The following is a 13860-nucleotide window of genomic DNA, read 5'->3' as shown; positions in this document are numbered from 1 at the left end:
GATGTCCTAGCCAGGGGTGAAGCACAAGCCGAGTTGAAGGCTTGCGGCGGTCGCGTGGACCGGTTCCGCGATCGTGATGGGTGCCACGGCTGGAAGCTCGCGGAGTGGCCCTCGACAGGAGCCGCAGAAATGGCGTCGTGGTTGAATGCTCCGGCGCTGTCGTTGGTAAATGTACCCGCAGTGCTGGCAGCGCCAGGCATACTTTGCCAGCGCGGCGACTTCTTTGCCCAGCGAGTGGTAGATCGTGATCCTCAGCCCGTCTTGATTCATCCGGGCCATCATGCGACGAAAATCGGCGCCATGATTCGGGCGGCGTTTCAGGATATCGTATTGCCATTGGTGAATCATTTCGTGCGCCAGGGTCATGACGGTCTCGTGGCTGGGCTCCGGGTTGTTGGCGGCGAGCAACACTGCCGACAGTCTGATGCGCCGCTGCCTGGTTGGGTCCTCGGCGGTGCGCACGAGCGGTTGCCGTGGTCCAAGCCGGCAAGTAAACATTCCGGCTGAGGAGGTCAGTCGACGGCTCCACTCGATGGGAATTGGAGGTAAGGCGCCTTGAAAGTAGCGGCGGTTGAGATCGGACCAGACGGCGAGCAGCGGTTCGTGAGAGGGTGACATGGTCTTCACGGGATGATTCAGCTGCCGAATGAGCGACAGGGCTCAGCACTCCGGGTCAGCGGCCAGACAGTTCCTCAATGACCGCGGCGGCCAACAGCGGCACCATGATCTCGTGATGGCCCGTGAGGGCGTATCCCTTGCCGCCTTTCTGGGTGGGGCGGCGGACGACGTTGGTCATGGGACGATAGTGTGTGAGGAAATCCATGTTCACCGTGGTGATGTTGGTCAATGGATGGCCGAGGTTGCGCCCAAGCGAGACGGCTTTCAGGAACACCTCTGGCAAAATCACGGCAGATCCCAGATTGAGATAGACCCCGCCTTCCATCTCGGAAACCACGGCTGCCAGGCGGCGAAAATCGAGCAGCGAACCCGCCCCGATCGCGGCCCCGTCGGCTGACGGATGCATGTGAATGATGTCGGTCCCCACAGCCACGTGCACGGTGACGGGAAGGCCCAGCCGGAAGCCGGTGGCCAGCAGGCTGGTGGCGCGATGAGGAAACTGTTGTTTTCGTCGATGGATGTAAGAGCCGAGCGATTCGCCAAGCCCCTGACCTTCTTTCATGCCCAGGGTGATGGCTTCATTCAGCATGCGGCCGGTTTCTTCCGCCATGCCGAATCGACCGGAGTCGATCTCAGCATCCACTTCTTCGGACGTATGCCCCATGAACGCCAATTCAAAGTCATGGATGATGACGGCGCCGTTCATAGCCAGGGCGGTCACGACGCCGCGTTCCATCAGATCCACCAGGAGCGGGCCCAGCCCCACTTTCACCACATGGGCACCCATGCCGACAATCACCGGCTTGCCGTTGCGATGGGCTTTGGCAATGGCCTGCGCCACTTCGCGCAAGGTTTTGACCGCCAGGATATCGGGGAGCGAATCGAGAAAGCGCGCGAACGAGCGCCCCTTGGTCCAGACCTTGGCGAAGTTCGACACTTGTACCTTGCTGTGCCGACGCTGGAGCGGATAGGTCTTGAGTCGCGACGCATCGATCGGCCGGATGATCGCAGGAGGCGCGGAGACTGCAGTGGGACGCTTACGCCGGGTTGGCAAGAACGTGATCCTCAATGAGTTCGCAGAGTACATGGCCCAGCGTGATGTGACTTTCCTGAATGCGGGCGGTCAGCGCGGAGGGCACGACGAAGGCGTGGTCCACCATGCCGGCTAGTTTGCCGCCCGATCCGCCGGTCCACGCGATTGTGGTGAGGCCCAGGGACTTGGCCGCCTCAACGCCTTTCAGCACATTGGGGGAGTTGCCGCTGGTGCTGATGGCGAGGGCCACGTCCCCCCGCTGTCCGTGTGCACGAACCTGACGAGCGAAGAGCTCCTCGAAGCCGTAGTCGTTGGAGATACAGGTGATGGCCGCGATGTCGGTGGCGAGGGCAATGGCCGGCAACGGAGCGCGTTCGCGCTTATACCGGCCGACAAACTCGGCGGCGATGTGTGCGGCATCGGTGGCGCTGCCGCCGTTACCGAAGAGCAGGACTTTATGCCCAGCCTGAAATGCGCGGCCCATGAGTTGCGCGACCTGCACGATCTTATCGGCATGGTCTCGTACGAAGCGCCGCTTGATCTCGGCGCTGTCGTCGAAGGCCTTGATGACAAATTCTTTCATCGTGCGGAATTGTAGGGAAGCCCCGAGTCACTGTCAAACGACCGTAGGCATCGCTTACTTTCCAGGAGGCGTGGGGGAAGACCGTTTCGTGATCATGTTCATCGCCAGCGTCAGCATCGAGCCGACATCCGAGACGTTGGCGGGGAGTACGAGGGTGTTACTGGCTTTCGCCAGTTCCCCGAACTTGGTGATGTACTGCTCGGCGACGCGCAGTTGCACGGCTTCGTAGCCGCCGGGGATTTGCGTGGATTCGGCGACTTTGCGCAGTCCATCGGCCGTGGCACTGGCGATGGCCATGATCGCGGAGGCGGCACCCTCAGCCTCGTTGATCTGTTGTTGTTTCTTCGCCTCGGAGGCCTTGATGACCTGTTGCTTCTCGCCTTCCGCCTGGTTGATGGCGGCGTCACGTTCGCCTTCGGAGGTCAGAATCACGGCGCGCTTTTCCCGTTCGGCCCGCATTTGTTTTTCCATCGCCGCCAGTACGTCTTTCGGCGGCGTGATGTTCTTGATCTCATATCGCAGCACCTTCACGCCCCAGGGTTCCGTGGCTTTGTCCAGCTCATTCACAACCTGGCTGTTGATGTTGGTGCGTTCTTCAAACGTGCGGTCGAGTTCGATTTTTCCGATCTCGCTGCGGAGTGCGGTCTGGGCGAGCTGGGTGATGGCGAAACGATAGTCGCTGATGCCGTAAGAGGCTCGCTGCGGGTCCAGCACCTTGGAATATAAAATGCCATCGACGCCGACTTGCACGTTATCGCGTGTGATGCAGATCTGTTCGGGAATATCGATGGCGGTTTCTTTCAGCGAATGTTTGTACTGCACAGTGTCGAGGAATGGCCACAGGATGTGGAATCCCGCGCCGAGCGTCCGCGAATACCGGCCCAGTCGCTCGACGACGTAGGCGCTCTGTTGCGGCACGACGCGCGCGGTTTTTGAGATGACGAGCAGGACGAGGCCTGCAAGGAAAATGACAACCCAGAGTCCGCCTGGCATTCCGCTATCCTCCATGATGGTGCGACCTCATTCAGGTTTGATCCACAGGGTGATGCCGTCTACACGATCCACGAGGCTGCGTTGTCCTTTGAGCAGCGGCTTGTCGCCGGCGTTGTGCGCATTCCAGGTGCTGCCCCGGCATTCCGCTTTGCCCATGGCGCCGGGTTGAAGGTCCTCCAGAACAATGGCGGTTTCGCCGCTCATAGTGTCGACCGATGAGGCGTTGCCCCGATCGGCTGTCATGAGACGGCGGAGCGGAGGACGAAGGATGACCAGGGAGGCGACGGAGAAGACCGAAAACAGGAGCCAGGACATCCATTCAGTCTGAATCATGCCCAGGCCGACGAGCGCCCCCACGACCAGCGCCCCGATGCCGAAGAACAACATGTAAAACCCGCCGGGCGTGACGATCTCGCTGCCGAGCAGAAACAGTCCCAGAAAGGCCCAGAGCCACCAGGTCATCGCACCTCCTCAGCCGTCGCGAGCAGCGGGGTTGTCTCGTGATTCACGCGAAAGTCTAAGCGTCTTTCCCAGGACCGTCAAGGATTGTGCGAGAAGGCGCTATGTATGTTCACGGGTACACTCAGGGCGTGTTGATCGATAGGCGGCAGAACATAGGCTTGAGGCATTACTTTGTTCTCCAGAGAGTTAATGTGAATTGCCGCCACGATACTCGCTTCCTGCTCAGCTGTGTATTGGAATCTCGGTCGAATTGCATAAGCGATGAAAATTCTGCACCCCGTGACCCGTGCCGATGTATCACGAAATAGAGCAATCAAATCCAGATTAACCACCATACCTTTCCGAATGCTAGATGCCGAGGATGTCCGTGGACCGTCTTGTCACGGAACAGGAGTGCGCCACTTGCCAGTGAAGAGTCCGGATGATTCGCTACGCATGCCCGAACCGATCCTAAGTCCACAATGATGGAAAGGGACGGAGGGCAATGAGTCGACCTACATTCGGCAGAATCATCATTTATCCCAATATACATGCGAGCCTCTGATTTGGCGTTAGCCATCATGTAAATACACGTAATTAATGCTCTTGACCGATCCATGAGATTCGGGCACGGTGTGGAGCACTGTTGACCGAAACTCGAGGCATGCGAATGGTTGCGGGCAAGCAGGATAACGGTGACGGCCGCTCCTCAGAAAAATCTGGCCAAACCTCTCCGCCTGCTATCAACTTGCCCAAGGGCGGCGGGGCCATCCGTAGCATGGGCGAGAAATTTGCCGCCAATCCAGTGACCGGCACTGGTTCGATGACGGTACCGATCGCGACCTCGCCGGGCCGTTCAGGCTTCGGTCCACAACTGTCCCTGTCATACGATTCTGGCGCCGGCAACGGCCCGTTTGGGTTCGGCTGGAGTCTTTCCCTTCCTTCAATCACTCGCAAGACCGATAAGGGGCTGCCGCAGTATCTCGACACAACTGATTCGGATGTCTTCATCCTCTCCGGCGCGGAAGACTCGGTGCCGGTGTATCGGCAAGACCCTGACGGCACCTGGGTCGCTGGCCACGCGGGATTTCAGCGAGACGCGGACGGGTTCTGGGTTCGAGATCCGTCCGGCCGCCTCGTCGTGCAGGAAGATGAACGCGACGGGTATCGTGTACGCCGCTACCGGCCACGCATCGAAGGGCTCTTCGCCCGCATCGAGCGCTGGACGAACACCACCGACGCGACCGATGTGTTCTGGCGTTCGATCTCCAAGGACAACATCCTCACGCTCTACGGCCATGACGCGAATTCGCGCATTGCCGACCCGCTCGATGCAAGCCGCATCTTCTCCTGGTTGATCTGCGAATCGCGCGACGACAAGGGCAACGGTATTCGGTATCTCTACAAGAAAGAGGACGGGGCCTACCAACCCCGGCCAGATCAAGCCGATCCGTTCACGCAGGCCCATCAACTCAACCGCGGCCTTGCCTCCGATGCGCGCCGCACCGCCCAGCGTTACTTGCAGCGGGTGCTGTACGGCAACCTCAAACCCCTGCTGGATGCTCAGGGCCAGCGACCCCGGTACCTGGGCGATCTACCCCATCCGCCGACGGACACCGACGCGGACTGGCTATTCGAAGTGCGATTTGACTATGGGGAACTGGATGAGGGCGACCCCACGGGCCAGCCAGAGAAGTCCTGGCTCTACCGCCCCGATGCCAGTTCCAGCTACCGCTCGGGCTTCGATGTGCGCACCTGCCGCCGCTGTGAGAGGGTGCTAATGCTGCACCACATCCCGGATCTGCCGGCGGGTCCTGACAGGGCGGCTCAACCAGGCTACCACGGGGTAGTGCGCAGCACCGACTTCACCTACGACGACGAGCTCGACACCAGTCTCGCCACCAAGCCTGTCTACAGCTTCCTGAAGCAGGTCGTGCAGACGGGGTGGAAGCAGGAAGATGGCTCCTCCACACGCCGCAGTCTGCCGCCCGTCGAATTCGAATACACCGAGCCCATCGTGCAGGACACCGTAGAGGAAGTGGACTCTGAAAGCCTGGAAAACCTGCCCATCGGCGTGGACGGCAGGGTCTATCAATGGACTGATCTGCACGGGGAAGGCATTCCCGGTATTCTGAGCGAGCAGAGCGGCACCTGGTTCTACAAGCGCAATTGGAGCCCCCTCCCCGACAAGTTGCCGGGCGGCAGCGAAGTCGTGAGGGCGAAATTCTCGGCGCTCGAAACCGTCGCCCTCAAACCCAATCTAACCCTCAGTGGTGGCGCGCAGTTCATGGATCTCGCCGGCGATGGCCAGCCCGACCTTGTGATGTTGGATGGGCCCATGCCAGGCCTCCATGAACATGACGAAGCGGAGGGATGGGATCAGTTCCGGCCATTCACATCGCGGCTCACCCGCGACATGCGCGATCCCAATCTCAAGTTCGTGGATCTCGATGGCGACGGCCATGCCGATGTGCTGATCACCGAGAACGAGGCGCTGGTCTGGCATTCGTCGCTCGGAGAGGACGGGTTTGGTCCTGCCAAGCGAGTCGCCCAGGAGTTGGATGAGGAAAAAGGGCCGCGCATCGTCTTTGCCGACGGCACGCAATCCATTTACTTGGCCGACCTTTCCGGCGACGGCCTCACCGACATCGTCCGCATCCGTAATGGTGAAGTCTGCTACTGGCCCAATCTCGGGTATGGCCGGTTCGGCGCGAAGGTGACGATGGACAATGCGCCCTGGTTCGACAACCCGGACCAGTTCGACCATAAGCGCATCCGCCTGGCCGACATCGATGGCAGCGGGACCACCGACATCATCTACCTGCACCGTGACGGCGTGCGGCTGTTCTTCAACCAGTCGGGTAATGGCTGGAGCCAGCCACAACGGCTGAATGTATTTCCTCGCGTTGATGATCTCGTAAGCATCGTGCCCACGGACCTCCTCGGCAACGGCACCGCCTGCCTGGTCTGGTCGTCGCCCCTGCCAGGCGATGCGCGACGACCGATGCGCTATGTCAACCTGATGGGCGGGCAGAAGCCTCATCTGCTGATCAAGACGAGCAACAACCTCGGCGCCGAGACTCGCGTTGATTACGCTCCCTCCACCAAGTCCTATCTGCAGGATAAGCGCGACGGCAAACCATGGATCACGCGACTGCCGTTTCCGGTGCATGTGGTCGAGCGCGTTGAAACCTACGATCGCATCAGCCGCAATCGCTTCGTCACGCGCTACGCCTATCACCACGGCTACTTCGATGGTGAAGAGCGCGAGTTCCGCGGGTTTGGCATGGTCGAGCAGTGGGATACCGAGCAGATCGGCGCACTTACCGCCAGCGGAACATTCCCGCAGGGCGACAACATCGCCGCCGCCTCGCACGTACCGCCGGTTCACACTAAGACCTGGTTCCACACGGGGGTCTATGACGAGACCGACGAGGTCAGTCGGCATTTTGCGACCGAATACTACGGTGCCCCTGAGAAGAGCGACCCGAACCACGATGTTCTTTTCGAGGCGTACGTCCAAACGCTGCTGCCTGACACGGTCATTCCCTCCGGCCTGACCTTCGAAGAGGAGCGCGAAGCCTGCCGCGCCCTCAAGGGTTCCATGCTGCGCCAGGAAGTCTACGCGGATGACGCAGATCAGCCAGGTGCCACGCCGCAACAGATCCAACGCGCCCGGACGCCCTACACCGTCACCGAGCAGAACTTCACTATCCAGACCTTGCAGTCCAGGGGCGGCAACCGCCACGCCGTTTTCTTCACCCATGCGCGCGAAGCGCTCAGCTACCACTACGAGCGCAATCCCACCGATCCGCGCATCCAGCACGCACTGACGTTGGAGGCCGACGACTATGGCAACGTGCTCAAGCAGGCGGCCATCGGCTATGGCAGACGCACTTCACCGCTGGCAGAGGACTGGGATCGCAAACGACAGACGACGGCGCTGCTCACCTACACCGCAAACCACGTCACCAACGCGATCGAATCGATTGACACGCACCGCAACCCGTTGCCTTGCGAGGCAATCACCTTCGAGTTGACGGGCTACACACCCACCGGGGCGGCTGGCCGGTTCCAAGCCTCGGATCTGGTCGAGTCAGACGCTGCCGCGCCAAGCCGTCTGCGGCACAAGTTCACCGCCCCTGAAGTCGCGTACGAGGCTACAGCCTCCGGCAACCAACGCCGCCGCCCCATCGAGTGCCTGCGCACGCTCTACCGACGAGATGACTTGAGCGGCTTTCTGCCGCTTGGTGAAATTGAACCGCTGGCGTTGTCAGGCGAGAGCTACAAGTTGGCCTTCACTCCAGGCTTGCTTGCCCAGGTCTTTCAGCGCCCGCGTCAAGGACAGGCGGCTGAACCCTTACTGCCTGATTGGCCAGGGGTGCTTGGCGGACAGGGCGGCAACCGGGGCGGGTACCTCCCAAGCCAGACAATGAAAGCCGACGGGCGATTTCCCGCGACCGATGCCGATGATCACTGGTGGATTCCGTCCGGCCAGTCCTTCTTCTCTGCCAATCCCGCTGACAACGCCGCTACAGAACTAGCGCAGGCTCGGCAGCATTTCTTCTTGCCGCGACGCTACCGCGATCCCTTCGGTCAAGATGCCTTCGTGGACTTCGACGCCCATGACCTGTTGATGGTCGAAACCCGCGATGCGCTCGGCAACCGCATGACGGTGAACGTCAACGACTACCGCGTCTTGCAGCCGCGCCTCGTCAGCGACCCGAACCGCAATCAGACGGAAGTCGCGTTCGACACGCTCGGCATGGTGGTGGGTACGGCGGTGATGGGGAAGCCGTCTCCGGCAGGGGTGGAGGGTGACCGGCTCACTGGATTTGTTATAGACCTCACGCAAACCCAACTCGACGCCTTCTTTGACGTGGCTGACCCGCACGCCACTGCAGCCGCGCTGTTGAGGGATGCCACCACCCGCATTGCCTACGACCTGGACCGCTTCCGTCGCACTCAGCAGGCAAACCCGAACGACCCGACCAAGTGGCAACCAGCCTGTGCTGCCACGCTCGCCCGTGAAACCCACGCGAGCAGCCCGTTGCCGCCACAAGGCCTGAAGATCCAGATCAGCTTCAGCTATTCGGACGGCTTTGGCCGCGAGATCCAGAAAAAGATCCAGGCGGAGCCCGGGCCGGTCGTCAATGGCGGCCTATCGGTCAACCCGCGCTGGGTAGGGAGCGGCTGGACCATCTTCAATAATAAAGGCAAGCCCGTCCGGCAGTACGAGCCCTTCTTCAGTGCCACACACCGCTTTGAGTTTGGAGTCACGGTCGGCGTCAGTCCGGTCCTGTTCTACGACCCTGCCGAGCGGGTCGTCGCCACCCTGCACCCGAACCACACGTACGAGAAAGTCGTCTTCGACCCCTGGCAGCAGGCGACCTACGACGTCAACGACACCAGCGCGCTGCGCAATCAACAGACTGGCGACCCGCGAACCGATCCCGACATCGGCGGCTATGTTGCCGAATACTTTAAGGCATTGCCGGCCAATCCGGCTCAACCTTGGCAGACCTGGCATGCGCAGCGCACCGGTATCGGTGTTGCCTTTGGGCAAGACGAGCGCAACGCCGCCCTGCGCGCCGAAGCCCATGCCGATACGCCGACCACGGCCCATTTGGACGCGTTGGGTCGCCCATTCCTGACCGTTGCGCGCAACCGCGTAGTCTGCGTCGGCCACGACCTCGACGGTACTGAAGAGAGCTTCGCCACCCGCATCGAACTGGACATCGAAGGCAACCAGCGCGCCGTGCGCGATGCCGTCACACATACCGAGGCTCGTGATGCAGCCGGGAATCCGGTTGTCGTGGACGACCCGCTCGGCCGCGTCGTCATGCGTTATGCCTACGACATGCTCGGCAACCGCATCCACCAGCTCAGCATGGAAGCCGGCGCGCGTTGGATGGCGAACGACGTGTCCGGCAAGCCCATCCGTGCATGGGACAGCCGCGGCCACAACTTCACGACGAAGTACGACGCGCTACGCCGGCCGATAGAACAGACGGTGCGAGGCACCTTCAGCGACGCCGATCCGCTCAAGCCCAACTCAGACTCACGCACGCTAGGCCGCGATATCTTGGTCGACAAAATCGAATACGGTGAGCCGCCCCTCAACGCCACGCCGGCCCAGGAAACAGAGGCGCAGCACCTTAACCTGCGCACCCGCATCTACCGGCACTTTGATTCCGCAGGCGTCGCCACTAACGCACGGCTAGCTGCCAACGGCAGCCCTATCGAAGCCTACGACTTCAAGGGCAATCTACTGCGCAGTACACGGCGTCTGATCAGCAAGCACAACGAAATTCCCGATTGGCTGCTGAACCCTCAACTCGACGCCGAAACCTTCCAGGGCAGCACCCGCTACGACGCGCTCAATCGCCCCATTCAGTCAATTGCGCCGCACAGTAGCCTGACCCGGCCCGGGCACCCCAACAAGTTCAACGTCATCCAGCCGTGGTTCAATGATGCCAATCTGCTGGAGCGGGTGGACGTGTGGTTGGAACGTACCGCCGAGCCGGCCGGCTTGCTGGACCCCAACAACGTCGCCCCATCGCCGGTCGGCGTGGCCGATATCGACTACGATGCGAAGGGCCAGCGCACCCTTATCGACTACAAGACAGGCGACGCCACGGTTATTCGCACCACCTACGGCTACGACCGCGAGACCTTCCGTCTGATGCACCGTTACACGCGCCGGGGCGTGGATCCCGCGACGGCCCAGGGCGTGGCCTTCACCGACGACTGCGAGAACCTGAGTCCACCTCCAGCCACCATCGCCGCACCCGAGCAGCCGCCCGCAGGCAAGGGCTGCGGCTTGCAGAACCTGCACTACACCTATGACCCTGCGGGCAACATCACCCACATCCGAGACGACGCGCAGCAGACCATATATTTCCGCAACCAGCGCGTCGAGCCGAGCAACGACTACATCTACGACGCCCTCTACCGGCTGATTCAGGCCCAAGGACGGGAGCATCTTGGACAACTGGGACAAGCTGCCGATAGTCCACGCAAGCCGCCAACCGCTCCGGATGCATTCAACGCCTTTCACGTCCGCCAAGACCACCCGAACGTGCTCAAGGCCATGGGCATCTACATCGAGCGCTATGTGTACGACGCCGTCGGCAACTTTCTGCAGATGCAGCATCGCGGCAGCGACCCGGCGCATGCGGGCTGGACGCGGCGCTACACCTATAACGAAACCAGCTTGATCGAAGATGGGACTCCAGGCATGTTGCTCAAGACCAGCAATCGCTTGAGCCACACCACAGTGAACCCGGCGGGCAGCACTCCGCAGCCGGAAGCCTACCTGCACGACGCCCACGGCGACATCCTGCGCATGCCGCATCTGGGTGGTGGGCTGCCCGGGCCGAACATGCACTGGGACTACAAGGATCAGTTGCGTCAGACCGACCTGGGTGGCGGTGGCGCAGCCTTCTACGTCTACGACGCCTCAGGCCAGCGAATACGCAAAGTGTGGGAGAAATCGCCTGGCCTCACCGAAGAACGTATCTACCTCGGCGGCTTTGAGATCTTCCGCACACACGGCGGCCCCATCGGTGCCAACACCGCCACGCTGGAGCGCGAGACGCTGCACGTGATGGACGACAAGCAGCGAATCGCCCTGGTGGAGACGCGCACGCTGGACACGGCAGGCTCCGACCAGGCGCCACGACAGCTCATTCGCTATCAGTTCGGCAACCACCTCGGCTCAGCCAGCCTGGAATTGGACGACGAGGCGCAAATCATTTCCTACGAAGAATACGCGCCATATGGAAGCTCGACCTATCAGGCGGTGCGCAGCCAGACGGAGACGGCGAAGCGGTATCGATATACGGGCAAGGAGCGCGATGAGGAAAGTGGCCTGTACTACAACGGGGCAAGATACTACGCGTCGTGGGTAGCCCGTTGGATATCCCCTGATCCGGGAGGTCTCGTGGATGCTGCCAACCTATACCTGTTTACCAGGTGCAATCCTGTGTGTCTTATGGATGGCACGGGTCTTAAACCGACTTCGGGTGATGATCTTGTTAATCCTGTAATTGTCAAGCCCGGTGAGATGACGGGCAAGGAATCGCAGGAAGCGATAAGGGAGCAGTATGGTGAACTCGGGCTGCACTACCGAGGAGACGCAAGATGGGACGCGCAGAACAAGACTTGGTGGGTTGATAGAAGTCAGTTGATTGAACCTGACGTGGTTACCTTTGACGACGACGTCATCGTGGTCGATCCGCCAGGAAAAACGAGGGAGGCATCCGGTGAGGAACAACCGAAAGAAGCACCGCCAAGTGACCTAGAACGGTTTGGTAAGGGCCTCGCCAAGGGTTTAGTGTTCGGGCTGGTCGCGGGACTCGTCGTCGGCGCAATGATTGCCTCAGGAGGAACGCTGGCCCTCGTCGGTGGAGCCATTGCGGTCGGTGGCGCCGGCATGGGGGGTCTGACTCTAGGAGAGATAATCACTGGGGAAGATCTGTCAGGTAGAAAGCTTACGAGCGGCGACCGAGCCGAGATGGGAGGAGAGTTACTTGGTGGGGTAATAGGCGGAGGGCTGGGTGGCCGCGCAGCCGGAAGCATTGCGGGACCACGCACAGGAACAGTAGAGGTACCGGGTTCAACAGGTCCTGAACCTATAGAGCCGGTAATGCCCCCGCGTGCTTTACCACCTGGCGAGCCAGTCAGAATACCCACACCCCGCGGCCCTGGGCAAACCGTTGATCCAGCGACTGGTTATCCAGTTGGCCGCTTTGTGGTGGATCCTAGAGGAAATGCGATGATTGAACCGGCCGGCGGCGACACGGTGCCGGCCGGGAAAGGTGGCGTAGATACACATACGCGCTACCCGAACGGTTCAAATTACCAGCGGCTTAATCCACAAGGGCATGCAGGCAATCCTACGCCTCACGGGCACGGACACCTTCCGGGTAGTGGTCCCGGAATGAAGGGGCAAGGCCCATCAATTGACCCGAGTGGTCGAGTTGTTCCATGGAACAGTAAAGACGCGCATTGGCCGATTTATTAGAGAAGGGGGCGCTATTCAATATGACTCCAATTGACTTTGCTAGGAGTGTCTATTTGGGTGACAGAGCTTGCAAAGCAATCAATATCGATTGCTGGAATTCCCGGGTCCGAGTGCAAGTGGACTGCATTTCCCGAATACGTGATGAAAGCGGGCAGTGGAATTTCTATACCAAGGAAGACATCACGGACGGATATCTCGTCTTTGACGGCATTCGTAGTGTTGAACTGCACAACGAGGGGCATATCCCGAACGATACCATAAACAGCTTTCTTGTCACGGAAGCGAGTGCAGACAGCATTGCCATTGAAATGTCAATTGGCGCAGTCAGTGAGAGTGTTCCTTACTTCGAGACGATTCTTCGTTTGACGTGCCGCTCAATACACATTGAAGACCCGTCGCGGCCGGGAGAAGAAATCTATTCGTAAGGGAAGAAAAATGTGCCACGAACCATTTGTTTGACTCAGCCGGAGCGCGGTGAGGCGCGCTGATGGGGAGACCGTTGCGGCCGACGGCGGGGGACGTGGTGTTTCACGTGCTCAATCGGGCCAACGCCCGCCGGACACTGTTTGAGGACGAGGGGGACTATGCCGCGTTTATACGTGTGTTGGAACAGGCCTGTGCGCGTGTGGCCATGCGGCTCCTCGCCTATTGCGTGATGCCCAACCACTGGCATCTCATCGTCTGGCCGCGCAAGGACGGCGATCTATCACGATTTATGAACTGGCTCACGCTGACCCACACGCAACGGTGGCATCAGCATCGCCACACGGTCGGAGAGGGGCATGTGTACCAAGGTTGCTTCAAATCGTTCCCGGTCGAAACGAGCGAGTATCTGCTGATGGTCTGTCGCTATGCGGAACGGAACCCCGTGCGGGCGGGCCTCGTGGATCGAGCGGAGCAGTGGGGCTGGAGTAGCGCGGGGGCGTGTCGGCGGCATGAGGGTGCTGTCCCGCTGAGCGCCTGGCCGATGGCGCGTCCTGCTCATTGGCTCGATTGGGTGAACGAAGGCTAGACGGATGCGCAATTGAGTGCGGTGCGGAGAAGCGTGACGAAAGGACAGCCCTGTGGCAGCCCCGCGTGCGTGGAGCAGATGGTCGCACAGTGGAATTTAGGTCCGACTGTGCGAGGGCGCGGGCGTCCGAAGCAGACGCTGTCTGAGCTGGA

At 60.7% G+C, this 13860-nt stretch carries 8 protein-coding genes; 3 read left to right on the top strand and 5 right to left on the bottom strand.

The window, feature by feature from the left end; translation table 11 throughout:
- Nucleotides 1-6: 6 nt before the first annotated feature.
- The 5 genes from V9G17_09525 to V9G17_09505 are packed head-to-tail and all read right to left on the bottom strand — an operon-like array spanning nucleotide 7 to nucleotide 3689.
- Nucleotides 7-618: a SprT-like domain-containing protein gene (locus V9G17_09525; GenBank protein MEI2752832.1), complete on the bottom strand. Its 612-nt coding sequence runs from the start codon at nucleotides 616-618 to the stop codon at nucleotides 7-9.
- Between the two features lie 55 nt (nucleotides 619-673).
- The gene (locus tag V9G17_09520; protein ID MEI2752831.1) at nucleotides 674-1672 is read right to left on the bottom strand and encodes a hypothetical protein; all 999 of its coding nucleotides are present in this window, start codon (nucleotides 1670-1672) and stop codon (nucleotides 674-676) included.
- Nucleotides 1656-2234, bottom strand: a complete 579-nt coding sequence (locus V9G17_09515; protein MEI2752830.1) for a D-sedoheptulose 7-phosphate isomerase — start codon at nucleotides 2232-2234, stop codon at nucleotides 1656-1658. Before V9G17_09515 ends, V9G17_09520 begins: the two co-directional genes overlap by 17 nt.
- A gap of 54 nt (nucleotides 2235-2288) precedes the next feature.
- The gene (locus tag V9G17_09510) at nucleotides 2289-3227 is read right to left on the bottom strand and encodes an SPFH domain-containing protein (protein ID MEI2752829.1); all 939 of its coding nucleotides are present in this window, start codon (nucleotides 3225-3227) and stop codon (nucleotides 2289-2291) included.
- A 27-nt stretch (nucleotides 3228-3254) separates the two neighbouring features.
- Entirely contained in the window at nucleotides 3255-3689 is a 435-nt protein-coding gene (locus V9G17_09505; protein MEI2752828.1) for an NfeD family protein, read from the bottom strand.
- 625 nt (nucleotides 3690-4314) lie between these two features.
- On the opposite strand from V9G17_09505, the gene V9G17_09500 reads away from it, so the two are divergent.
- The 3 genes from V9G17_09500 to V9G17_09490 all read left to right on the top strand — a co-directional run bounded on the left by V9G17_09500 (nucleotide 4315) and on the right by V9G17_09490 (nucleotide 13708).
- Complete coding sequence (locus V9G17_09500) at nucleotides 4315-12696, top strand: SpvB/TcaC N-terminal domain-containing protein (protein ID MEI2752827.1); 8382 nt, start codon at nucleotides 4315-4317, stop codon at nucleotides 12694-12696.
- Entirely contained in the window at nucleotides 12681-13121 is a 441-nt protein-coding gene (locus V9G17_09495) for a DUF6258 family protein (protein MEI2752826.1), read from the top strand. The genes V9G17_09500 and V9G17_09495 overlap by 16 nt, the downstream gene beginning before the upstream one ends.
- 62 nt (nucleotides 13122-13183) lie before the next feature.
- Nucleotides 13184-13708 carry a transposase gene (locus V9G17_09490; GenBank protein ID MEI2752825.1) on the top strand — a complete coding sequence of 175 codons (525 nt, stop codon included), beginning with the start codon at nucleotides 13184-13186 and terminating at the stop codon, nucleotides 13706-13708.
- Nucleotides 13709-13860 lie beyond the last annotated feature (152 nt).

Origin of the sequence: Nitrospira sp., assembly GCA_037045225.1 — a bacterium.
Lineage (GTDB): Bacteria > Nitrospirota > Nitrospiria > Nitrospirales > Nitrospiraceae > Nitrospira_A.
Note: the sequence above shows the minus strand (reverse complement) of the source record. Positions and strands in the feature narration are given on the sequence as shown.